The sequence below is a fragment of the Pseudoalteromonas sp. P1-25 genome, assembly GCF_001401805.1.
Lineage (GTDB): Bacteria > Pseudomonadota > Gammaproteobacteria > Enterobacterales > Alteromonadaceae > Pseudoalteromonas.
This window is the reverse complement of the sequence record NZ_LKDW01000006.1, coordinates 128,030-149,993: the sequence shown is the minus strand read 5'-3', so window position 1 is coordinate 149,993 and position 21,964 is coordinate 128,030. Positions and strand designations below refer to the sequence as shown.

Here is a 21,964-nt window from a genome sequence, read left to right as displayed (position 1 = left end):
ACAATAAAAAAGGCTGCACTGTGCAGCCTTTTTTGATTGCGTAGATTTAAAATTACGATAGTTTGTAAGGTATGAATAAAAGCTTATAAGGATAGTATGTTAAAGCGCGTTAGTTTAATTATAGGTGCTGTATTGCTAAGTATAGTTTTGCTTGGCTATGTATTTCGTTTGCCACTATTGCAATGGGCTGTAGCACCTGCGCTTGAAAAAGCAGGCGTTACTTTAAGTTGTCTAGACTTTTCGCTTACGAGTAAATTAAATGTGTACGTACAAAAAGCGTGTTTAAGTTATCAAAATCAAGAACTTGTTGTTACAGGCATTACCGCAAATACTCGCCATGTTGAAATTAAGCAAGCGGCGCTTAATGTCAATCCGTTTCCACAAAGTGATAAAGAAAGCAGCCCTGCAACAATTTTAGATTTAGCCCTTCCTGAAAAAAGGCCAACAATTACAGTTGAGCAACTAAGTATAAACAGTGCGCTTTTAAAGCGCCCGCTTGTGCTAAATATTACCGAGCCTAAGCTTAACCACTTTGTAGTCAATGGTGATTTAAACGCAAGTGCAACGCTTTACAATAATAAGGTACAAGGGCAGCTTAAAGTTAATGATGAATTACTTAAACAGTTACTTAAAACCGATAACGCGTTATTAAATGGGCTTAGCTTTGATTCAGCGCAGGCATTTAGCTTTAACGGAGTAGAGGCAAGCCTTACTGGTGAATTACAAGCCCAGTATGACTATAAAATACAAAGCTGTGATATAACAAACAGCTCAAAAGGTGTGCTAAGTGCTACCTATCATTTAAATAACCAAAACCTTGAGCTTGACCCAAGCACGCTTAAAAACAATGTAAAACTTAGTAATAACTGCCAAACTCTTATTCCTGAAAGTGCCTACAAGTCATTTGCTGTAAAGCAGCTACCACTTAATTGGCAATGGGCTTTAGCTAAACCAATTAGTGCTGAACATAACACTCTATCTTTACCGTTAATAACGCTCAAAAGCGCAGAGCAAGCCAAGCAAAATATAGATATAACGTTTACAGATACGTTTATAAATACGGCTGCGCCATTACAAAGTGCGCGCACGCAGCTTAAAGCGCAGCTACACACTGATGATATAAAGGCTGTAGTGCTAAATACGCAGCTTGAAAATGAACAACTAAGTGGCAATTACGATATTGCGCTTACTGCTTTGCCTGAATTTTTACCGGCTGAGGCTAATAATGTAAAAGCCGCAGGGGATTTTACAGTTACTCAGATTATTGACTTTAAGCCCGTAGGTAACGCACGTATTGAACTTAGCTTTGATAGCGCAGCTGCTTATGGCAATGCTCTTACCGGGTACACAGGTAACCTTAAAGCAAGTATGAACGAAGAGTTCGATGCAAAAGTAACGCTTAAAAGTAAGCTTAATAGCGTGCAATACAACGAATATAAACTTACCGGTATTAATAACGCCCTTAGTGCCAGGGCAAACTTAGGTGTGGGTGAGTTATTTGCTCACTTAAATGCAAGCACTCAAATAAACACACTGACAAGCCCAAATGTCGATTTAAATACTATAAACGTAACCTCCACAGGGCTGCAAAGTCGCGCGCTTCAAGCGTCGCATCATTTACTTATTAATGGTGTTGAGCTGGTCGCTAATCACCATGTTTCAAAAGTAGCGCATCCGTTTGAAGTGATTATACCGCAGCAAAGTGTGCTTTCGTTAAATTCGATTATTAGCCAATTTGAGCCATTAGCTCAACTCACTCAAGGCGAGTTTGGCGGGCGTATTAGTGGCGATGTTAATTTACAAAAAGCCGATTTTAATTTAACCGTTGGTGATACCAGCGCGCTTTACAACGATTACTTAGCTAATCAGTTTAGTACGCAATTTAGTGGGCAGTACGATTCAGGGCAGCTTAATATTGCCCCTACTACCTTTAACGTTAATGAATTAAGAGCGGGCGTGGTAGTTAATAATATTAATGGCAAAATAGAAGTGGTAAATAATAGTGCGCAAGCCTTTAATGTAGTTGGCAATGTGTTTGGTGGGGTATTTGAATTAGATAAATACTCGCTTTTAAAACCGCAGCAAACAGCATATGTTACGTTTGAAAATGTTGATGCTAGTAAATTAATAACGCTTGACGATAAGTCGGGTATTACCCTCACTGGTAGGTTAAAAGGGTCGTTGCCATTTTATTTTGATGAAACAGGGGTTGAGGTAAAAAATGGTAGCCTAGTCAACCAAGGCCAAGGTAAGCTTATTATTAGTAATAACGAAGCGTTTGACGCCGTTATGCGCCAGCAACAAGAGTTACAACCTGTACTTGGGCTACTCAAAAACCTTGATATACAAAAGCTTGATAGTACAGTGGTGCTTAAAAGTGATGGCTGGTTAAACTTAGGTGTTAACTTACAAGGTTTTAATGAGCCAGAGCAGCAGCAAGTTAACTTTAATTATAACCACGAAGAAAACGTGTTTACGTTACTAAGAGCGCTTAGGCTGAGCGACGAAATAACACAAAAAGTTGAGCAGCAATATTCTCAAAAAGGAAACTAATGATGAAAAATTCGTTAAGCATTAAGGCAATCATTGCCCTTGCTGCTATTAGCGCATTGAGCGCATGTACACACAGAGTAGAAGTAGCAGCTAAAGAGCCAATAACTATCAACCTTAATGTAAAAGTAGATCATGAAATTCGTGTAAAGGTGGATAAAGAACTCGATACCCTGTTCAGTGACGACAGCGAATTATTTTAGGAGCTAAATGATGACTATAAAAAATAAATTAAGTATTGCCACTTTAATTGGTGCAGTGTGTATGTCGTTTTCGGCGTGGGCGATTAGTTTAGATGATGCTAAAAATCAAGGCTTAGTGGGTGAAGATAGCTCAGGTTACTTAGGGCTTGTTGTACAAAACAGCGAGGCAAAAGCAGTGGTTGAGGAAATTAATGCTAAACGCAAAGCACAGTATTTAAAGCTGGCTAAAAAGAACGACTTATCACTGGCACAAGTCGAAGCACTCGCTGCAGCTAAAACAATCGAAAAGACCAAAAGTGGCCACTATATTGAAGTGAATGGAAACTGGGTTAAAAAGTAGTATTGAATTTGTTACTTTAAAACCGAGCGTTTAGGCGCTCGTTTTTTTTATGTTTGCTAAAAGTTGCTGCCAAAAGTCGATGCCTTTTCGCCTTGCAAGCTTTATATTGTGTTCTGGTATAGATTCAGGCTCATTATAGTTATCAAGCGCTTCGCTCATACTCAGTTCGCGTATTAAATGCAGTGTAGGGTAGGGGGCTCGGTTGGTGTAATTTGCTGCATCATCTTCATCGCTGTCGGCAAATACGTAATCGGGGTGAAAATTAGCAATTTGGTATTTACCTTCAAACCCTTGCGCTACCAGTAAGGCATTGGCTAAATCAACTAAATCTAAAAAGTCTTCAAAATCGCTAAAGCCGTTATCAAACAATATTAATGTGGTTTCACGCTCGGGGTTTTGATCAAGCTGCACACACTGATCTAGCATGTCCATGACAGCGTCATCAATTTTATCTGCTGGGCTAAGCACATAATGAATACAGTTGTTTTCTACTTCTTTACGGGCAAATGGGCAAAAGTTATATTTTACAATAACAGACGATACCCACTCGCGGGTTTGGGTAATTGCTTGATGAGTCATGCTTTTGGCTCTAAATACTGATTTATAAGGGTCAATGTTTTTTCAATGGCGCCTTGGTTTTTTACTACACATTGCTGCGCTTTAATCCCCAAACTTTGGCACGCTTTGGTGTTTTGGCTTAAATTAATTAATTGTTTAGCAAGCTCGTCGGTATTTTCAACAACAACGGCCCCTTTAAGTTTAATTAGCTCAGGGTATACATGGTCAAAATTATATGTATGTGGGCCTGTAATAACACCAACTGAAAAAGCAGCAGCTTCAAGTGGGTTGTGCCCGCCGCGGCGAATTAAACTGCCGCCTATGTAACTTACATTCGCTGCGCCATATAAACACTGTAGCTCGCCCAATGTATCAGCTAATAGCACGTGCTCGTTTTGATAGTTATTGTTGCTGCGACGACTAAAACTAAGGGCACTTTGAGCTAACGTGTCGGCCACTTTATCAAACTGTTCAGGGTGGCGCGGTGCAATAATTAAAAGGGCATTAGGGTATTTTTTTAATAGCTGCTGATGTGCGTTTAATATCATTTCATGTTCAAGCGGGTGGGTAGAGCCTGCCACCCATACAAAACGTTCTTTGGTTTTATACTCGGTTTTAAGATTTGCAATTTTAGTTAGTTGCTCATTGCGTGGTGTAATGTCGAACTTTATTGAGCCTGTAACATGGCTTTTAGAAGAAGGTAAACCAAGTTCAATAAACCGCTTAGCATCATTTTTATTATGACTTGCAAGCACTGAAATTGAACGCATAATTATTTGCGTTAACCCTGCCACCTTTTGATACCCCTGTTGCGATTTTTCGCTTAGTCGAGCATTAAGCACCAATACCGGAATATTTTTTTTATGGCTTATGGCCATTAAGTTAGGCCACAGCTCAGTTTCTAAAATACACAGTGCTTGTGGGTTTATACGCTTTAAAAATCGAGCGCTTGAACCTGCAAAGTCAATAGGTAAATAACAAGATGCCACGGTATGTTTAAATTGTTCGCTAATTTGCGCACGCCCGGTAGGGGTATTGCAGGTAATAAGTATATTAAGCTGCGGGTGTTGTTTTTGCAGTGCTTTAATAAGTGGCGCTGCTGCAAGCACCTCACCTACAGAAGCGCAGTGGAACACAACCGGTTTAGCGCTATTATTAAATAAGTGTTTGCTAATAAAACCAAAGCGCTCTTTAAAGTGTGCGCGGTAGCCTTTATTTTTTTTACCTCTTAGTACATATAAGTAAAATACAATCAGTGGGCTAATTAAAATTAAAGCGAGTGAGTAAAAAATGCGTGCCATACTGAACTTTTATTAAGGTAAGTGGCGCTAGTTTAACGCGAAAGTGATAATTTCTGAACATGTGAAGCACTAAATTATAATTCAGTTCAGCTATATTCCCATAAAATACACACAACTAAATAAAACTATGGAATAATGGATTTAATTTTTTCCTGCCATTTCAGTTCCTAGAGGAATTTTTCATGTCAATTATCGATTCTGTGGCAACAAGCTACGTTGAAAGTTTAAACCGTCATCAAGCCTTATTTGAAACGATGGAGGCTTATCATCAAGAGTCTATGCAATTATTAGAAGCGTGCCACAGTGCATTGCAAGCTGGTGGTAAGGTTATTTGGTTTGGTAACGGTGGCAGTGCAGCTGATGCGCAGCATTTAGCCGCTGAGTTTGTAGTGCGTTATAAATTAGAGCGTGGCCCATTAGCTTCTATCGCACTCACTACAGATACCTCAATCCTGACTGCGCACAGTAACGATTACCACTTTGATACGGTATTTGAGCGCCAAGTTCAGGCTTTATGTAAACCTGAGGATTTAGTGATTGGTTTAACAACCTCAGGTACCAGCGCCAATATTAATCTAGCGCTTGAAGCAGCCAACAAAATTGGTGCATTTACAGTTGCCCTAACTGGGCGAGAAGGCGGTAAGGTTAAAGATATTGCAAAGCTGCCCATTATTATTAAAAACGATGAAACAGCCCGTATCCAAGAGGCACATATGTTTATTGGTCATTGGTTGTGTGAAGCCATCGATATGGTTGTTGCGGAGCAGCAGTAATGGATTTATCGCTATTAAAAAACTTATCTAAAGCGCGTATTTTAGTTGTCGGTGATGTTATGCTAGACCGTTACTGGTATGGCGATACAGGACGTATTTCGCCTGAGGCACCGGTACCGGTTGTAAAAGTAAGTAAGTTTGAAGATAAAGCGGGTGGCGCTGCCAATGTGGCAAAAAACATTGCTAGACTTGATGCAAAAGTAGGGCTACTTGGTTTAATTGGTGAAGATGAAAGCGGGCAAATTTTAGAAACCATTTTAAAAGGTGAGAAAATAAGTTCTCAACTTGTGAGTGTTTGTGATTTACCGACTATTTCTAAAATGCGTGTTATTAGCCGCCATCAACAACTTGTGCGCCTAGATTTAGAAGAAACCTTTAGCGAGCAGCATAGCCAGCTGTTATTAAACCGCTTAGAGCTAGTACTTGATGAATACGACTTTGTGGTATTTTCCGATTACAGCAAAGGCTCGTTAAGCTTAATTAAGGAGATGGTGAGCGTTGCTAAAGCCGCAGGTAAAACTGTACTGATTGATCCTAAGTCGCCCGATTTACACTTATACGAAGGCGCAGACTACATTACCCCAAATTTACATGAATTCAATTTAGCAGGTGGTAAAACAGGCTCTGAAGAAATTTTAGCGCAAAGCGCCCGTGAACTAATTAGCAAAAATGGTATTAAATCCATGCTACTTACACGCTCAGAGCAGGGAATGTCATTAATTAATGCCGATGAAAAACATGACTTTGCGGCTCAGCAGTTAGAAGTAAGCGATGTAACTGGCGCAGGCGATACTGTTATAGCCACGCTTGCCGTGATGCTCGGTGCAGGTATGGCCCCCAAAGATGCGGTAGAAATTGCTAACTTAGCGGCAGGCATTGTAGTAAGTAAATTGGGTGCGGCAACAGTGTCACCAGAAGAGCTAAGCCAAAAGCTTGGCCAATACTTACACACCAATGGCGAGCACTACCAAACGCCGTTTGACGATGTACTGCAACATATTGAATTTGCTAAGCAAAACGGCGAAACGATAGTGTTTACCAATGGCTGTTTTGATATTTTACACGCAGGCCACGTACGCTATTTAGCACAAGCCAAAGCGCGCGGGGATAGGCTCGTTGTGGGGCTAAACAATGATGATTCAATTACGCGTTTAAAAGGCCCTGAACGCCCGATAAACCCACTTGATGAGCGCGCAATGGTGTTAAGTGCACTTGCCTCTGTTGATTGGGTCATTCCCTTTGGCAGCGAGGATGAAAAAGACACACCGGCTAAATTAATCGAGCAAATAAGCCCCGATATTTTAGTTAAAGGGGGGGATTACACTGTAGAGCAAATAGCAGGGGCTGATCATGTGCTACGCCATGGCGGTAAAGTAGAAGTGCTGACATTTTTAGATGGTTGTTCTACATCTAAAGTAATTAGAAAAATTAAGCAATAACATTTGCTTAGCGAACAAAAAAGGGTTGAAAACTGCGTTTTCAACCCTTTTTTGTTCTAAATACTAACTTCTAAATGCTATTTTTAAATATAGGGTTTAAAAGTTATATTCGTATTTAGCAAACGCTGATGTGTCGTTTTCAGCGCCATCATTGTTTGATGCAAAAGCACCGAGCGTTAAGCGCCCACCCATTGCAAGTTGTCTGTAACGAAGCTCAACTTGTTTTGAGTTATAACCAGTTTTGGTAATTGTATTACCTAAGTCTGGGTTGTTAGGGTAGCGATCGCGATTATCGCTGTTGTAATCAACGCTACGCAGCTTTACTTGCCAGTCATCGCCATTTGAAAGTTGGCCAAGTAGTGTTAACACGACTGACTGTGCATCGTTATCATAGGTTGAGCCAATAGTGCGACCATGGTAACGATAGCCCGAATTATAATCTGAGTGTTCGTAGTAGCAGTTTTCATTGGTTGACTCGGCCGAGCACGATACACCTGTGTCTATGTATTCAACGTTAACGAGCACATTTTGATTGTAAATGCGCTGCGTAGTTTGTACGCCAAATAAGTATGCTCTGTCGGCTGGTTTAAATTGCGAGCTGGCATCTTCGCCAATTGTACTTGCGTAAATGGCATAAGGATGACTAAATAAAGTGTCAGACCAACGCACATCTATGCCAGCAAGCTGATTACCGATTTTAGACTCTAGGGAACTATCGCAATTTTCATTGCCATCAATACAATTTGTTTGCCCAGTAATTACATCAATAAAATCACCTGCCGAGCTTGGTTGGCCTTCGCCAGCCCACTGTGCAGACCAACTTAAAGCAACTTCAAGCTGTTGAATTGGGCGAAAGTTAACACGGCTACTCCAAAGTAATGCATCAGGAATAACGCGGGTTGATTCTAGCTTTGCCATTTGCGCGGTAAAGCTCCATTGGCCAAGCCAACTTAACCAAGGCGTTTCAAACGCTGTGCTTTGCTCACGGGTTACACTCAGTGCTGGCAGTGGCTTTGCATTACCTGACATAATTAAGCTGTTATCAACACCCGGGCCCCAAAACTGCTCTACGGCACCGGCTCTAAAAATCCAATTGCCTAAGCGGTAGGCTAAGTAGCTATCGTCAAATGAGGTATCGTTACACTCTTCAAGCGCCTGTTCGTTAGTGGCTATATCATTGGTCGTTTTGCCATCAACTAAGCATTGTTTACCATCGTTTCGGTAATTAACGGCTACCTTTGCTGCAAAATTATCGCCAAGGTAAGCGTAGGCCGCAGAAAGCTCAGACTCCTGTGTGTTGGTTGCTCCAAAGCTGGTGGCTATAATTGGGTCTGATGCAGCAAACGCTGAGAGTTGTACACTGTGCGAGCTACTGTTTTCTGACTTATAACGATGTTTTACACGAAGTAATGCATCTTGCAGGCTAGGAGATAAAAGTTCAAGCTTGCTCGATTCTAACTCCCCAATAAAACTTTTCCACATTAGCGGGTAGGTGGTTACAGGCGCTAAAATAACACCGGCATCAGCCAGCTGTTGTATATCGGCTCTGAGTCCGTAATCGTCTGGCTTTACCCAGGGCTCTGCCGTTACTGATGCGCTCATAGCGCAAAAAAGAGAAGAAAGTAGAAAAATTCTGTTTCGCAAAGTTCAGATCCTTGTGATTAAGATTGCGGCTAAGTTTACCAATCTAGCAAGGCTATTGCAGTAAATAATCTATTTTATGGCGTTAAATTTGTGTATAAAAATGTAACCTAGCTATCGTAAAAACAATGGGATTGGTATACTGCTGCGCAAATAGGAAATAGAGAATGCAATGAGCAACAAACGACTTTTATTCATACCCGTATCATCGCCACAAGGAATAGGCGAATACATGCGCTCGTTGTTGCTAGCTCAAAGCTTAGAAAGTGAATGCCCAGGTTCACTTAGTATCCATTTTGTTTTAAATAAACACACGGCCTACGCTAAAAACTGCCCATTTGATGCCACCTTGCTTGAGCGCTCTGCAACTAAAGAGCGCGATAAAGTGTGTGAAGTTATCGCTGATTTTAAACCTGACATTGTTATATTTGACTGTGCAGGGCGCGCAGCTCACATGAAAGCGGCCAAAAAAGTGGGCGCCAAAGTGGTGTTTATTTCTCAACATGCCAAAAAAAGAGCGAAAGGGTTAAAGCTTAACCGTATTAATTTAATTGATAGCCATTGGGTGGTACAGCCCGATTATTGCATTGAACCTCTGAGCTGGGCTGAAAGAGCTAAAATAGATATGTTTTCTTTGGCTATGCCTAAAAATGTGGGCCCTTACATAGCATTTTCATCAGCGTGCGATACCAAACAGGTGTTAAAAAAATATCAGCTTGATGAACAAGGCTACTTTATTGTGAGTGCAGGCTCTGGCGGTCATATGCTAGATAACCAAAACTGTGCAGATGTATTTTTTGCCGCCGCAGAGCAGGTTTCATTACAAACAGGGTTAAAAGCAGTGGTGGTATTTGGCCCTAACTATAATAAAGCGTTGCCAGTATCAAATGCGGTTTTAAATTTAAATACGTTAGAAAATAGTGAGTTTTTGTCGCTTATGGAACAAGCAAAGTTTGCACTGTTAAGTGCTGGCGATACCCTATTGCAAGCCATTGCGGTTAAAACACCTGTTGTAGCCTGTGCTATTTCAAAAGATCAAACACAACGCTTAGCAAGTTGCACCACAACCGGTGTGGTAATTAAAGCGAACTTTGAAATTCAAGACATAGTAAATAAAGTCAGTGCTTTGCTAATAGAGCCTGATTTTAACCAGCTATTAGAAAAATACGCTTTGCTTGAAAGCACGCATAGCTATGAAGAAATAACGCAAGGGGTTAAAAGCATGCTAATGGTTGCCGATAGATGAATATAGTGATTGTAATAGATTCATTAGCGGGTGGCGGCGCCGAAAAAGTGATGTTAACCCTTGCTCAGCAGTTAATAAAAGCGCATAGCGTGACTATTTTATCGTTGGCTAATAAATATGAATACACTATCCCTGCGTGTATTAAGGTTGAAAGTTTATTCACCGATAAAGCCACTAAAGTGGATCGTTTTTGGAAAATAAATAAAAGTGTAGCAAAGCTAGAAGCGTGGTTTAATAAAAAACAAAAACAAACTGGCCCCATAGATTTAGTACTTAGCAATTTAGATAGAAGCAATAACTTATTGGCTAAAAGCCAGATTAAAAATGTTCACTTTGTTATGCATAACTCTGTTAATGCAGAGCTTGCTAGGCAAAAAAAATTAGGCCCGCTATCTTATCACTACCTTAAAAAGTCAAAGCAAAACTTAAACGGAAAATCTTTGGTGTGCGTGTCTAAAGGGGTAGAGCACGAAATTACTCAAGGGCGTTTAATTAGCCCAAGCGCCATCACCACTATTTATAATCCCTTTAATTTAGAAGATATAAAGCGGCTCTCAAATGAGGTGAATGCGCAAATTCCGCAATCGCCGTATATTATTCATGTAGGGCGGTTAGCTAAACAAAAGCGCCATGATATTTTATTTGCGGCATTTGCAAAGCTTGATAAAAAATACAAATTAGTCCTTCTATGCAATAAGCCTAGTAAAGCATTTAAGCTTGCCAAAGCGCATGGTATTGAGGAGCAACTTATAGTGCCTGGGTTTGAACAAAATCCGTATAACTGGATAAAGCAGGCCGAGGCGTTAGTTTTAAGCTCTGATTTTGAAGGGCTCCCCACTGTGTTAATTGAGGCACTCGCTGTGGGTACGCCAGTGGTAAGTACTAACTGCACGTTTGGGCCGAGTGAAATTTTAACAAACGACTTAGCCAAATATTTAGCGCCGGTAGGGAATAGCGATGAGCTAGCAGCTAAAATTGAGCTGGTTTTAAACACTAAGCCTAATGTAGCTAATGCCGATATTTTACAAAAGGTAACGGCCGACCAAGTTGCTAAGCAATACCTAGCTTTGTGTGGTTAACTGGCTTTTATAAAGCGTTAATAATGTTTGCCAGTCATTATCTTGCCAATAAAATGCGTTGTTGCGTCCTTGCTCTTTTAAAAATGAGCGCTCTAAACGAGCCATATTACTTTGTTGCCACTGTTTATTTAATGGTTTTATTTCACCGCGATCAAAGTCGATAATATAAACGTCACCCGTTTCATTAAATAAAATATTATTTATATTTAAATCCGCGTGATACACGCCTTTTGAGTGAAAGAGAGCCACAGTACTGGCAATGCGCTTGAGCTCATCTTCTGTTAGTGGGCGTTCAATTAAGATATCGAGCAGGCTTTTAGCCCCTTTTATAGCCTCAGTAATTATATCACCACGATAAATTAAGCCTGTGGTTGTTACTTTAGCGGCAATGGGTTTTGGCACATTTAAACCAAGCTCAATAAGCGTTATCATTAAGCTGAACTCTTTATACACGCGGGTGCTTTCAAGGCCAGGGTAAAGGTATTGATCGCTTAATAACTTACCCACTAAACCACCTCGCCAGTAGTGTCTAAGTACAGCGGTTAAATTATCGTGTTTAAAAAACCAGGCTGTGGCACGGCCTTTTTTAGCGCCGACTATTTTATTTTGTTGTTGCCAGTAATCTGCATCAAACCAATTTAAATTAACCTCGTTAGTATAATCGGGGTGGCTTAAAATAGTGTGTTTGCCTTGCGTTAGTGTTTTAAACATAGCTCGTTAAAGTAATTCAATAATACGTGTATATTAACGTGTTTTATAGCGCAGCATAAGTGCTTGCATTAGCGCGAGTATAATTTAAGATCGCAGTCTATTATTTAAAGCCAAATGGAACGCATGACTCAAGTGCCTAATTACTCCTCAATTTGTATTTTAAGACTCTCTGCCATTGGTGATGTTTGTCATGCTGTTAGTGCTGTACAAGCGATTCAAAAAACACACCCCAATGCAAAAATAACCTGGGTTATGGGCAAAGTAGAGGCTATGTTGCTTGCCGACTTACCTGGGGTTGAGCTGGTGGTTTTTGATAAAAAACAAGGTAAAGATGCACTTAAAAAATTAAAACATTCTTTTAAAGGGCAACAGTTTGATGTGCTACTTAATATGCAAGTTGCATTAAGAGCTGGCTTTGTTGCGCGCTGTATTCCGGCTAAAGTGAAAATAGGCTTTGATTGGGCTCGTTCAAAAGAATTACACAGCTTGTTTATAAATAAACGAATAGCCCCACAAAAAGAAGCGCATGTGTTAGAGGGGTTTAAAGGCTTTGCGCAGGCCATTGGTGTTAAAAACTATTCACCTACCTGGGATATGCCTTATACCTTAGCGGATGAGAGAAAAGCAGATGAGTTGTTAGGGCCTGCGTATTTGTCAGGTAAACTATTGGTGATATCGCCTGCGGCCAGTAAAGCCCAGCGCAACTGGCTGCCTGAGCGCTACGCAGCGCTTGCTGATTACGCGCATGATCAGGGCTTTAACGTGGTACTAACGGGCGGCCCAACTGAGCTTGAGATTAATTTAGCTAACCAAATTATAAAACACAGTCACTGCACTATTTTAAACTTAGTAGGTAAAACAAAACTTAAAGAGCTGCTATGTGTGCTTAAGCGCGCTGATATAGTACTCGCTCCCGATACTGGCCCTGCACATATGGCGGTAACGGTAAGTACGCCGGTTATTGGTTTATATGCGCATTCTAATCCTGCACGTACAGGCCCTTATTTATATCAAGACTATGTAGTTGAGGTATATCATCAAAACTTGCTAAAGCAAACGGGTAAAACAGCGCAACAATTGCCTTGGGGGACGCGCGTTAAGGGCGATGACTTAATGAGCCAAATAACCGTAGACAGTGTTAAAGCTATGTTTGACCATGTGGTACAAAAAGAGTTTATCAAATGAGTGTACAAGAAAAAAACAAAGCGCTTTTTTTAGACCGCGATGGCGTGGTAAATATTGATCATGGCTATGTATATCAAAGTGAAAAATTTGAATTCATAGAGGGTGTGTTTAGTGCCTGTAAAGCATTTTATGATGCAGGTTATAAAATTATTATAGTGACTAATCAATCGGGAATAGGCCGTGGTTACTACACTGAAGAAGACTTCTTAGCCTTAACACAGTGGATGAAAACTCAATTTAGTGAGCATAATATTAAAATTACAGATGTGTACTTTTGCCCGCACCACCCCAAAAAAGCGCTAGCGCAATATTTAAAACAATGTCAGTGCAGAAAACCAGCGCCAGGTATGCTGTTACAAGCTATGCAAGAGCATAGTGTTCACCCTTCTAGCAGTGTTATGGTAGGGGATAAACTCAGCGATATGCAAGCGGCAGAAAAAGCACATATTGCAACGCGCGTTCTGGTGCGTTCAGGCCAGCATATAGATGAAAGTGCCAAGCAACATGCTGATCTCGTGATTAACTCGATACGTGATTTACCGACAGTTATCACTCTTTAGATTGAGCCTTCTTGTTCATCTGTAAAGTGGCAGGAATTCCTGCCAATTCGGGTGTTTGCGATGAACTGCAAACCGTGCATTTTACGCGTTAAACTTTTACAATACATCCCATCATAAACAGTGGCTTTAATGTTGTTGTTTACCCGTTCATTTAATTGGAGACTACAGATGAGAGCATCTGCTTTTTTTAGCCAACTACAAGAGCAAATCGAAGACGTTAAAGCGCAAGGTTTGTATAAAAGTGAGCGTATTATTACCTCGCAGCAACAAGCTCAGATAGAGGTTGCGTCTGGCGATAAAGTTATTAATTTTTGTGCTAACAACTACTTAGGTTTAGCAAATAGCCCAGAATTAATTAAAGCTGCGCAAGATGGTTTAGACGACCATGGCTTTGGTGTTGCCTCAGTACGTTTTATCTGTGGCACGCAAGATATCCATAAAACACTAGAGCAAAAAATTAGTGAGTTTTTAGAAACCGAAGACACCATTTTATATTCGTCTTGTTTTGATGCTAACGCGGGCCTATTTGAAACTATTTTAGGCGCTGAAGATGCTATTATTTCTGACTCTCTCAATCACGCATCAATTATTGATGGTGTTCGCTTATGTAAAGCTAAACGCTTTCGTTATGCTAATAACGACATGGTGGATCTTGAAAAACAATTAATTGCAGCTGATGAAGCCGGCGCTAAAACAAAATTAATAGCCACCGACGGCGTGTTTTCAATGGATGGTGTAATTTGTAACCTTGAGGCTGTGTGCGATTTAGCTGATAAGTACGATGCATTAGTAATGGTTGATGACTCGCATGCTGTAGGCTTTGTTGGCGAAAATGGTAAAGGCACCCCTGAGTACTGTAATGTGCTTGACCGTGTAGATATTATTACCGGTACGCTAGGTAAGGCGCTGGGCGGTGCATCAGGCGGTTATACATCGGGTAAAAAAGAGATTGTTGAATGGCTGCGTCAGCGTTCTCGTCCTTATTTATTTTCAAATTCCTTAGCGCCTTCAATTGTGACAGCGTCTATTAAAGTGCTCGAAATGCTTGAAAATGGTGGCGAGTTACGCGCTAAACTTTGGTCTAATGCAAAATATTTTCGTGAGCAAATGGAAGCTGCTGGCTTTACTTGTGCGGGTAAAGATCATGCCATTATTCCTGTCATGCTTGGCGATACAAAAGTAGCGTCACTAATGGCAGACAAGCTACTTGCAGAAGGCATTTATGTTACTGGGTTTTCGTTCCCCGTTGTGCCAAAAGGTCAAGCGCGCATTCGTACACAAATCTCTGCTGCACATAGCATTGAACAGCTAGATACCGCTATTGCAGCCTTTACCCGTATTGGTAAAGAAATGGGTGTAATTTAAATTTTTATAAGCCGAGGTCAGTCCTCGGTTTTTAGTTGAGTGTTAACTATGAAAGCATTATCTAAATTAAAAGCAGAGCCGGGTATCTGGATGACAGATGCGCCAAAGCCTGAAGTTGGCCATAACGATTTACTTATTAAAATTCGTAAAACGGCAATTTGCGGCACCGACGTTCATATTTACAAATGGGACGAATGGGCGAGTAAAACTATTCCTACGCCTATGGTTGTTGGCCACGAATACGTAGGTGAAGTGGTTGATATGGGCCAAGAAGTACGCGGCTTTGCAGTGGGTGATCGCGTATCTGGCGAAGGTCATATTACCTGTGGGCATTGTCGCAACTGTCGTGCTGGTCGTGTACATCTATGCCGAAATACCACCGGCGTGGGCGTTAACCGTGAAGGTGCATTTGCAGAGTACTTAGTGATTCCTGCCTTTAATGCGTTTAAAATTCCCGACAATATTTCTGATGAGTTGGCGTCTATTTTTGACCCGTTTGGCAATGCAGTGCACACTGCTTTATCGTTTGATTTAGTAGGCGAAGATGTACTTATTACGGGAGCAGGGCCAATTGGTATTATGGCAGCAGCCGTAGCGAAGCACGTGGGGGCTCGCCATGTTGTGATTACCGATGTTAACGAATACCGTCTTGAGCTTGCGCGTAAAATGGGCGCTACTCGTGCCGTTAACGTTGCCAATGATAAGTTAGAAGATGTAATGAATGACCTGGGCATGACAGAAGGTTTTGATATAGGCCTTGAAATGTCAGGCGTACCAAGCGCATTCAATTCTATGTTAAATAACATGAACCACGGTGGTAAAATTGCCATGTTAGGCATTCCACCTTCAGACATGGCAGTAGATTGGAATCAAGTAATTTTTAAGGGCTTAGTAATAAAAGGTATATATGGCCGCGAGATGTTTGAAACTTGGTACAAAATGGCAAGTTTGATTCAGTCTGGTCTTAATTTAGATCCAATTATTACGCATCAGTATTCTGTAGATGACTTCCAAGCTGGCTTTGATATGATGATCTCAGGTCAGTCAGGAAAAGTAATTTTAAACTGGGATTAATTCTACAAAATTACAAGAAGGGCGGCTGTGGCCGCCTTTTTTTATTTAATTTATAAAGAGATTTTAATGGCTTTTAAACATATATCTATAGAACAAACACATGAGCTACTTGATAAAGAAGACGTAGTAATTGCAGATATACGCGATCCTAACTCGTACCAAGCAGGGCATATCCCTGGCTCTGAAGCGCTTTCAAATGCCAATATAGCTCAATTTATGATGGAAAAAGAGTTTGATCAGCCCATTATTATTGTTTGCTACCACGGTATGAGCTCACAAGGTGCGGCGAGCTACCTAGTCGAGCAGGGTTTTGAAGATGTTTACAGCATGGATGGTGGCTTTACTGCTTGGGAAGCGGCTTACAGCGAGCAAGTAGAGCGATGATTGAATTAGGTAGCTTAAATAACCCACGCGCTGCGCAAGGGTTTATAGACTACTTAAAAAGCCAAGGCTTAGAAGGGCAGTTACACTCACCTGATGGCAGCAATGTGGTTATAAGCGTTAAGCCTGAACATTTTCATCAGGTGCAACCGCTATGGGCTGAGTTTGTACAAAACCCAAATCATCAGCGCTATCAACAAGCCTCTTGGGATGTTGGCAGCACACAATCTGGCTTAACGTACCAAGGGCAGTCGCTTAATTTAGTGGCGCGCTTTAAAGCACTAAGCTGGCTGAATAAAACCGTCAGTATTGTAAGCGTTGCTATTTACTTTGCATTTTTATTGGGTGGTTTTGAGCAAATATACACTGCTTTGCAGTTTAACCCGAGCCAACCACTGAACTGGTTTACGCCGGCACTTGTTCATTTTAGTGCAATGCACATTGTATTTAACCTAATTTGGTGGATGTCGCTTGGCGATAATATTGAAAAACAATGCGGTAAGCTCAGTTTAGTCGGATTATTTGTGGTTACTGCACTGATTAGTAACTGGGCCCAGTTTATAATAGTGGGCCCCAATTTCGGCGGGTTAAGCGGTGTTGTGTATGGGTTATTGGGCTTTTGTTGGATTCACGGCTATTTAAACCCTAAGCAGCCTGCGCTAGTGAGCACAGCGATTGTTGGCTTTATGTTAATTTGGCTAATACTTGGCTTTGCAGATGTTTTATTTGTTGGTATGGCTAATTGGGCACATTTAGGTGGGCTTTTAAGCGGCATGGCTTACGCCGTAACCGCTCATTTATTTAATGCTAAAAAAGCGTGAGCTTAGTGGTATAAGTACTTAGTAAATAATACTTCACGGATAATCTCTTGGCCTGTTTCTTCTTTTAACAGGCTTTTTAATTTTTCAGCACACTTTGCTCTAATTTCTTCACGCCCAGTAAGCGACTTTATTTTTTCTTCAGGCTCTTTTGAGAGTATTTCTACTAATGCATCGCGTAAAAGTGGAGTGTGATGCTCTACAATTGCAATGTCTGCGTTATTGCTAAGCATTAAGTCTATAGTCACGCGTACATAGCCCATTTTCTTACTTGAGGCACCTATGTAATTGGTAATTATATCTGGCTCAAAACCAAAATAACCCACTGTGGATTGTGCTTTTGCCCAGAAGCTAAAACAGCTTAGGCATAGTGCTAAAAAACCTGCGTATACTATTTTTTTCATCTTTAGTGTGTTTCCATTTTCTTAATACAAATAGTTTATACTTAATAGCGCTTAATAAACAGCTTCTACAATTATTTATCGGCAGTAAAACATCACTTTTTCAAATGCTTTGGCAATGTTATCATCGTCTCGGTTTTTATTTTATTGAGCTATTGTGATTACATTTCCGCTTTCTATATCTGCCAATTGGCAATGTGCATCTTTGGTAAATAACTTATCTGAGTTAGAACAAGAGTGGCTATTTGAGCCACATTCGTTAACCGCTAAATTGAAAAGTAATGCACAAAGTTTTAGTGTAAAAGTGCTTAATGAGCAAACTTTTACTTTAAGTGATGCACAGCAGCAATTACTTGGTTCAAACACAAATAAAGCACTTAAGCGTGAGGTGCTTTTATTGTGTGACAATGCACCTATGGTGTATGCCCAAAGCTGGCTGCCAAGTACACAAACAACACTGCATAATATGGGGGCACGCCCTTTAGGCGATGTTATTTTTCAACACCCTGAACTTACCCGCAGCAATATTGAAGTAGGACGCTTTGACTCAGAGCATGCACTGCAGTCACTTGTTAAAGAGTTGAATTTAACCATGCGCCCGTTACTAGGCCGCCGTAGTGTGTTTTCTATTAATGATTACCACTTTTTAGTGTGCGAAGTATTTTTACCCGGAGCCTATTTGTACTCATGAAATTAGCCCCTTTGCAATTACAGCATAGCCCTTTTTATATTCAACTTATGCGCGTTGATAAGCCTATAGGTACATTATTATTACTGTGGCCTACTTATTGGGCGCTATGGCTTGCAAACAATGGTATGCCTAGTCTAGTTAACTTTATTGTATTTACCTTAGGCGTAATTGTTATGCGCAGTGCTGGCTGCGTTATAAATGATTTTGCTGATAGAAAAATAGACGGCTCAGTTAAGCGTACAGCAGGGCGTCCTTTAGCCACCGGACAAGTAAGTGCCGGTGAAGCATTGAGTTTATTTGTATTACTCATAGCCATCGCCTTTGTACTAGTATTGCTGCTTGGCATCAACACTATTTTATTGTCGTTTGGGGCGTTGGCACTGGCTTTTTGCTACCCATTTATGAAACGTTATACGCACCTTCCACAGGTGGTCTTAGGCGCTGCATTTGGTTGGGCAATACCTATGGCATATATGGCATCAATTGACACATTGCCGCTGCAGGCATGGCTGTTATTTACCGCAAATATTTGTTGGACGGTAGCGTACGATACTATGTATGCCATGGTCGACAGGGATGATGATTTAAAAATAGGGGTTAAATCTACTGCTATTTTGTTTGGTAAATACGACCGTCACATTATATTTTTATTAAACGCAAATTTTATAGCGCTGTTGGCACTTATTGGCTTAATTAATCAGCTAGGCTTGGCGTTTGTTGCTGGTTTATGTACTGCCGCTGGGTTACTTATTTATCAGCAAGTGCTTATCCATAAACGTGCGCGTGATGCATGTTTTAAAGCGTTTTTAAATAATCACTATGTTGGATTAGCCATTTTTATTGGCTTGTTCTTGTCATTTGTATTTGCGCGTTAATTTCATCTCAACGTTATTAATTTAACCTCAGCATAGCCACTAGTTGTTGTGGCTATGTTTTTTTATCGTGGCGGGTCAATTACCCCACTTATTGACGCGTTCTTTCTAAACCAGCCAGCAATAGAGTAACGCTCATTAATGGCAGGTAATACCTCGTGTGCAAATCGCTCGCTTTCAAACATAACGAGTGTCCCTGCGGTGGGTTTAATTATTATTTCTATGTGGTTACTTTTTGGTTTGTATATAACAAGCTCGCCACCTTGCTCGGGCGTATTTAAATAAAGTACTGTTGTAAATACGCGGTTAGAACGCCCTTTAAACGCATCTAAGTGCTTTTTATAAAAATCCCCATTTGTATATTTTGCATAATGGCATTCGTAGTCAAATAACCCCATAAAAAACTGACGATTAAATGTTGTTTTTATACTTTCCATTAGAGCTTGATAAGTTAGTTGGGCTTGAGAGCTGCCATCAAACCAATAGGTTTTATCTTTACGGATAGTTTTATCTATTTTTAAATCGTTTAAGCGGCCAATACCTGCAAGGCTAAAATGCGGGTTTATACGGTGGCAATCGGTCATTAAACTCTCTACTAGCTCATTAATAAGTGCGTTAGGGATAACAACATAGCCGTGGGTTTTTATTGCATCTAAATAAACATCAGGACTAAAAAGTGTGTTCATTCATGTCAGTTGATTAAAAAAGGTGCGACAGTGTAGCCTAAAAAAATTTAATAGCTAATGGTTTGTGCTGCGCTACTAAAGCAAATAAAAAACCTCCCACGTAAGCATATAAACGAAAAGTGCTTTTGAGGTTAGGCTGCTGTGCTGCAGGCCTTAGCAAAAAGAAGAGTAGAACAGTGAAATATTGACTAAACGGGCTGCCCTTAAAAGCTTAAGGGCAACGCTGAATGCTATTTTCCTTGGATTAATTAATCGCGGTAGATGCTTTTTTGATAAGCGATAATAAATGGTCAATGTGTTCGCCAACCGCTGCTTGTTGACTTGTTTGTACAACAAGTTGTTCGTGGCTTAAGTCTTTATTTGTTTTTAGCTGTACAAGCTCTGTGTGCTCAGCAAGCGTATTGGCGTGTTCAATACTTGCAATAGCAAAGTGATCTGACTTAACCAGCCCTGACATTACTTGCTCAATGCTACCTACTTTAATACTCGCTGATTTGTTGAGCATATCGATAGCTTCGTTAAGCATGCTTTGAACTTGTTTAGACTGAGAAAAACAGCCATACATAGGGTAACTGTCTAGGTCGTGTTTGCTGATATCGCTTTTATTCGCTAGCGGGTGGTGTTTAGAAACAAACAACACCAGTTGGTCCGGTAGGTGTATGTCGCTGCCGATGCTATTAATAGCCTGCGAATAAACACTAATATCAATTTCACCCTCTTGGAGCTTTCTTGCAAGTTCATGTTGTTCTTGCAATTGCATTTCTATTTTTACATGTGGGTATTGCGCTAAAAACTGTCCGCATGATACGGGCACTACACTACTGGCTTTATTGGTATAGCCAATCACTAATTTTTCATCTGAATTGCCATTAACAGATTGAGAAATTCTTTTTTTTGTATGCTCAAGTTCGGCAAGGGTGTTTTTGGCGTAATCAAGAAACAGCTCACCTTCGGGTGTTAATTTGACTGAACGGGTTGAGCGTTTCACCAGTTCGTACCCCATTTCGTCTTCTAAGGTTTGAATGCTACGTGTGAGCGCTGATGTACTTATTTGAGTTTGTTCGGCTGCTTGTCTGAAGTGGCGTAGCACACCAAGCGCTACAAATTGTTCTAACTGTTCAAATCTCACTTTATAGTCCCTTTTTATAAGTAAGTCGCGTGTGCCGCGAACATCAATAATATTAGATTCAAGCGCTTATAAGCGAAGCCTAATATATAACTGTGTTTGCAAATTTATGACATATTTGCCTCAGCATATCCCTCTTTTAGTATTATTTAAAGAGCAGACGCATTTAAAAGTATTACCAATTAGGCTTAGTTATAGTGATTTATTACTCTATTTTAAACTAAGTTAAATGAGCAAGTAATATTAAATACAACAACTTAGGCTCTTTGTAGCGTACAAAAGTAATACTTTAGACATAATTTAGCATCAATTAATAAAAAAGTATGCCAGAAAAAAGGCTATACGAAAATCTTACTTAGTGATTTGTAATGATATGATGCATAGCAACTTAAAGTATCAAGTCTGCCAATACTTTTTTATTGTTTATGGTTTTAGAAAAATAAACCGCTAAGACTTATTATTTTTATTTGTAAAGTTTTTAGTTATGCGGCTACTGAGGGGCTTATCTTCAATACTTTGTAGCTCTATCTCTATAGCGTCGCACGAAATATGAATTTCAAATAACGACGTTAATAACGACAGGCTTAAGCACGCTAAGCTTACTCCAAATAAAATAATGCCCGTGGTATTAAATTCAATAAATAAGGCAAACATCGATAGCGTACATAATAAAAAAGAGGCTACACCATATACTTGCATGGTGCGTATTAGCTTGATGCGTTTTCTTAAGTTCGTTATTTGCGCTACGACTACGGGGCGAATAGACTCGCCTTCTCTTGAATTTAGTTCTCGGATTAATTGCGCTAATACTAAAAAGCGGTTTGTGTATGCAAGAAGCAGCAGTGAGATTGCTGGGAAAAGTAAACCTGGGGTAGTAAGTGTCATTGTTATGTCCTAAAAAGTTACCTGCTATACACTTTAGTAGAGTATCGTAGGATATTGTAAACACAAAATAATTGAGGTG

23 protein-coding genes are annotated in these 21,964 nt (G+C 40.3%); 15 read left to right on the top strand and 8 right to left on the bottom strand.

What is annotated here, in order from left to right; translation table 11 throughout:
* The first annotated feature begins 96 nt into the window (after positions 1-96).
* From AN393_RS06255 to AN393_RS06245, 3 genes are read left to right on the top strand one after another with little or no spacing between them, the layout of a single operon-like run.
* Positions 97-2,553, top strand: a complete 2,457-nt coding sequence (locus AN393_RS06255; protein ID WP_055017619.1) for a YdbH domain-containing protein — start codon at positions 97-99, stop codon at positions 2,551-2,553.
* A 2-nt stretch (positions 2,554-2,555) separates the two neighbouring features.
* Positions 2,556-2,753, top strand: a complete 198-nt coding sequence (locus AN393_RS06250; protein ID WP_010556932.1) for a YnbE family lipoprotein — start codon at positions 2,556-2,558, stop codon at positions 2,751-2,753.
* 10 nt (positions 2,754-2,763) lie between these two features.
* Entirely contained in the window at positions 2,764-3,093 is a 330-nt protein-coding gene (locus AN393_RS06245; protein WP_055014884.1) for a YdbL family protein, read from the top strand.
* Between the two features lie 30 nt (positions 3,094-3,123).
* Here AN393_RS06245 and AN393_RS06240 read toward each other — a convergent pair whose 3' ends face one another.
* Together AN393_RS06240 and waaA are read right to left on the bottom strand one after the other, a co-directional pair.
* Positions 3,124-3,672, bottom strand: coding sequence for a DUF1415 domain-containing protein (locus AN393_RS06240; RefSeq protein WP_055017618.1), 549 nt, complete (start codon positions 3,670-3,672; stop codon positions 3,124-3,126).
* Positions 3,669-4,952, bottom strand: coding sequence for a lipid IV(A) 3-deoxy-D-manno-octulosonic acid transferase (gene waaA / locus AN393_RS06235; RefSeq protein ID WP_055017617.1), 1,284 nt, complete (start codon positions 4,950-4,952; stop codon positions 3,669-3,671). Before waaA ends, AN393_RS06240 begins: the two co-directional genes overlap by 4 nt.
* 182 nt (positions 4,953-5,134) lie before the next feature.
* On the opposite strand from waaA, the gene AN393_RS06230 reads away from it, so the two are divergent.
* The gene (locus AN393_RS06230; protein ID WP_055014887.1) at positions 5,135-5,725 is read left to right on the top strand and encodes an SIS domain-containing protein; all 591 of its coding nucleotides are present in this window, start codon (positions 5,135-5,137) and stop codon (positions 5,723-5,725) included.
* Positions 5,725-7,164: a bifunctional D-glycero-beta-D-manno-heptose-7-phosphate kinase/D-glycero-beta-D-manno-heptose 1-phosphate adenylyltransferase HldE gene (gene hldE / locus AN393_RS06225; protein ID WP_055014888.1), complete on the top strand. Its 1,440-nt coding sequence runs from the start codon at positions 5,725-5,727 to the stop codon at positions 7,162-7,164. Before AN393_RS06230 ends, hldE begins: the two co-directional genes overlap by 1 nt.
* Positions 7,165-7,260: 96 nt before the next feature.
* On the opposite strand, the gene AN393_RS06220 is transcribed toward hldE, so the two are convergent.
* Positions 7,261-8,766: a capsule assembly Wzi family protein gene (locus AN393_RS06220; protein ID WP_055014889.1), complete on the bottom strand. Its 1,506-nt coding sequence runs from the start codon at positions 8,764-8,766 to the stop codon at positions 7,261-7,263.
* A 211-nt stretch (positions 8,767-8,977) separates the two neighbouring features.
* Between AN393_RS06220 and AN393_RS06215 the strand changes: the two genes are divergently transcribed.
* Complete coding sequence (locus AN393_RS06215; RefSeq protein WP_055017616.1) at positions 8,978-10,051, top strand: hypothetical protein; 1,074 nt, start codon at positions 8,978-8,980, stop codon at positions 10,049-10,051.
* Positions 10,048-11,130, top strand: coding sequence for a glycosyltransferase (locus AN393_RS06210; protein WP_055017615.1), 1,083 nt, complete (start codon positions 10,048-10,050; stop codon positions 11,128-11,130). The genes AN393_RS06215 and AN393_RS06210 overlap by 4 nt, the downstream gene beginning before the upstream one ends.
* Here the strand turns inward: AN393_RS06210 and AN393_RS06205 are convergent.
* Positions 11,113-11,841 (bottom strand): 3-deoxy-D-manno-octulosonic acid kinase, encoded by a 729-nt coding sequence (locus AN393_RS06205; protein ID WP_055017614.1) that lies wholly within the window; start codon positions 11,839-11,841, stop codon positions 11,113-11,115. The two genes, AN393_RS06210 and AN393_RS06205, sit on opposite strands and share 18 nt — an antisense overlap.
* A 123-nt stretch (positions 11,842-11,964) precedes the next feature.
* On the opposite strand from AN393_RS06205, the gene AN393_RS06200 reads away from it, so the two are divergent.
* The 6 genes from AN393_RS06200 (at position 11,965) to glpG (ending at position 17,227) form a co-directional block, all read left to right on the top strand.
* Positions 11,965-13,026, top strand: coding sequence for a glycosyltransferase family 9 protein (locus tag AN393_RS06200; RefSeq protein WP_055017613.1), 1,062 nt, complete (start codon positions 11,965-11,967; stop codon positions 13,024-13,026).
* On the top strand, positions 13,023-13,586 hold the full coding sequence (gmhB, locus tag AN393_RS06195; protein WP_055017612.1) for a D-glycero-beta-D-manno-heptose 1,7-bisphosphate 7-phosphatase: 564 nt from the start codon (positions 13,023-13,025) through the stop codon (positions 13,584-13,586). Before AN393_RS06200 ends, gmhB begins: the two co-directional genes overlap by 4 nt.
* Before the next feature lie 168 nt (positions 13,587-13,754).
* Complete coding sequence (locus tag AN393_RS06190; RefSeq protein WP_055017611.1) at positions 13,755-14,951, top strand: glycine C-acetyltransferase; 1,197 nt, start codon at positions 13,755-13,757, stop codon at positions 14,949-14,951.
* Positions 14,952-14,999: 48 nt separating this feature from the next.
* Positions 15,000-16,025: an L-threonine 3-dehydrogenase gene (gene tdh, locus AN393_RS06185; protein ID WP_055014896.1), complete on the top strand. Its 1,026-nt coding sequence runs from the start codon at positions 15,000-15,002 to the stop codon at positions 16,023-16,025.
* A gap of 66 nt (positions 16,026-16,091) precedes the next feature.
* Positions 16,092-16,409, top strand: coding sequence for a thiosulfate sulfurtransferase GlpE (glpE, locus tag AN393_RS06180; RefSeq protein ID WP_055014974.1), 318 nt, complete (start codon positions 16,092-16,094; stop codon positions 16,407-16,409).
* Complete coding sequence (glpG, locus tag AN393_RS06175) at positions 16,406-17,227, top strand: rhomboid family intramembrane serine protease GlpG (RefSeq protein ID WP_055014897.1); 822 nt, start codon at positions 16,406-16,408, stop codon at positions 17,225-17,227. Before glpE ends, glpG begins: the two co-directional genes overlap by 4 nt.
* Positions 17,228-17,229: 2 nt before the next feature.
* Here glpG and AN393_RS06170 read toward each other — a convergent pair whose 3' ends face one another.
* Positions 17,230-17,628 carry a flagellar basal body-associated protein FliL gene (locus AN393_RS06170; RefSeq protein WP_055014898.1) on the bottom strand — a complete coding sequence of 133 codons (399 nt, stop codon included), beginning with the start codon at positions 17,626-17,628 and terminating at the stop codon, positions 17,230-17,232.
* Between the two features lie 154 nt (positions 17,629-17,782).
* On the opposite strand from AN393_RS06170, the gene AN393_RS06165 reads away from it, so the two are divergent.
* Together AN393_RS06165 and ubiA are read left to right on the top strand one after the other, a co-directional pair.
* Positions 17,783-18,316, top strand: coding sequence for a chorismate lyase (locus AN393_RS06165; protein ID WP_055014899.1), 534 nt, complete (start codon positions 17,783-17,785; stop codon positions 18,314-18,316).
* Complete coding sequence (gene ubiA, locus AN393_RS06160) at positions 18,313-19,191, top strand: 4-hydroxybenzoate octaprenyltransferase (protein ID WP_055017610.1); 879 nt, start codon at positions 18,313-18,315, stop codon at positions 19,189-19,191. Before AN393_RS06165 ends, ubiA begins: the two co-directional genes overlap by 4 nt.
* Positions 19,192-19,253: 62 nt before the next feature.
* Here the strand turns inward: ubiA and AN393_RS06155 are convergent, their stop codons facing one another.
* The 3 genes from AN393_RS06155 to AN393_RS06145 all read right to left on the bottom strand — a co-directional run bounded on the left by AN393_RS06155 (position 19,254) and on the right by AN393_RS06145 (position 21,885).
* Entirely contained in the window at positions 19,254-19,874 is a 621-nt protein-coding gene (locus AN393_RS06155) for a 2OG-Fe(II) oxygenase (RefSeq protein ID WP_055017609.1), read from the bottom strand.
* A gap of 244 nt (positions 19,875-20,118) precedes the next feature.
* Entirely contained in the window at positions 20,119-21,003 is an 885-nt protein-coding gene (locus AN393_RS06150) for a LysR family transcriptional regulator (RefSeq protein ID WP_055014901.1), read from the bottom strand.
* Between the two features lie 444 nt (positions 21,004-21,447).
* Positions 21,448-21,885, bottom strand: a complete 438-nt coding sequence (locus AN393_RS06145; protein WP_055014902.1) for a DUF2721 domain-containing protein — start codon at positions 21,883-21,885, stop codon at positions 21,448-21,450.
* Positions 21,886-21,964: the final 79 nt, after the last annotated feature.

What these genes read in the sequence shown, in the direction of transcription:
- AN393_RS06210 (WP_055017615.1), top strand. Translation starts at nt 10,048, where the DNA reads ATGAATATAGTGATTGTAATAGATTCATTAGCGGGTGGCGGCGCCGAA.
- AN393_RS06205 (WP_055017614.1), bottom strand. Translation starts at nt 11,841, where the DNA reads ATGTTTAAAACACTAACGCAAGGCAAACACACTATTTTAAGCCACCCC.
- glpE (WP_055014974.1), top strand. Translation starts at nt 16,092, where the DNA reads ATGGCTTTTAAACATATATCTATAGAACAAACACATGAGCTACTTGAT.
- AN393_RS06255 (WP_055017619.1), top strand. Translation starts at nt 97, where the DNA reads ATGTTAAAGCGCGTTAGTTTAATTATAGGTGCTGTATTGCTAAGTATA.
- hldE (WP_055014888.1), top strand. Translation starts at nt 5,725, where the DNA reads ATGGATTTATCGCTATTAAAAAACTTATCTAAAGCGCGTATTTTAGTT.
- glpG (WP_055014897.1), top strand. Translation starts at nt 16,406, where the DNA reads ATGATTGAATTAGGTAGCTTAAATAACCCACGCGCTGCGCAAGGGTTT.
- ubiA (WP_055017610.1), top strand. Translation starts at nt 18,313, where the DNA reads ATGAAATTAGCCCCTTTGCAATTACAGCATAGCCCTTTTTATATTCAA.
- gmhB (WP_055017612.1), top strand. Translation starts at nt 13,023, where the DNA reads ATGAGTGTACAAGAAAAAAACAAAGCGCTTTTTTTAGACCGCGATGGC.
- AN393_RS06240 (WP_055017618.1), bottom strand. Translation starts at nt 3,672, where the DNA reads ATGACTCATCAAGCAATTACCCAAACCCGCGAGTGGGTATCGTCTGTT.
- waaA (WP_055017617.1), bottom strand. Translation starts at nt 4,952, where the DNA reads ATGGCACGCATTTTTTACTCACTCGCTTTAATTTTAATTAGCCCACTG.
- tdh (WP_055014896.1), top strand. Translation starts at nt 15,000, where the DNA reads ATGAAAGCATTATCTAAATTAAAAGCAGAGCCGGGTATCTGGATGACA.
- AN393_RS06200 (WP_055017613.1), top strand. Translation starts at nt 11,965, where the DNA reads ATGACTCAAGTGCCTAATTACTCCTCAATTTGTATTTTAAGACTCTCT.
- AN393_RS06190 (WP_055017611.1), top strand. Translation starts at nt 13,755, where the DNA reads ATGAGAGCATCTGCTTTTTTTAGCCAACTACAAGAGCAAATCGAAGAC.
- AN393_RS06230 (WP_055014887.1), top strand. Translation starts at nt 5,135, where the DNA reads ATGTCAATTATCGATTCTGTGGCAACAAGCTACGTTGAAAGTTTAAAC.
- AN393_RS06145 (WP_055014902.1), bottom strand. Translation starts at nt 21,885, where the DNA reads ATGACACTTACTACCCCAGGTTTACTTTTCCCAGCAATCTCACTGCTG.
- AN393_RS06155 (WP_055017609.1), bottom strand. Translation starts at nt 19,874, where the DNA reads ATGAACACACTTTTTAGTCCTGATGTTTATTTAGATGCAATAAAAACC.
- AN393_RS06245 (WP_055014884.1), top strand. Translation starts at nt 2,764, where the DNA reads ATGACTATAAAAAATAAATTAAGTATTGCCACTTTAATTGGTGCAGTG.
- AN393_RS06170 (WP_055014898.1), bottom strand. Translation starts at nt 17,628, where the DNA reads ATGAAAAAAATAGTATACGCAGGTTTTTTAGCACTATGCCTAAGCTGT.
- AN393_RS06215 (WP_055017616.1), top strand. Translation starts at nt 8,978, where the DNA reads ATGAGCAACAAACGACTTTTATTCATACCCGTATCATCGCCACAAGGA.
- AN393_RS06250 (WP_010556932.1), top strand. Translation starts at nt 2,556, where the DNA reads ATGAAAAATTCGTTAAGCATTAAGGCAATCATTGCCCTTGCTGCTATT.
- AN393_RS06220 (WP_055014889.1), bottom strand. Translation starts at nt 8,766, where the DNA reads ATGAGCGCATCAGTAACGGCAGAGCCCTGGGTAAAGCCAGACGATTAC.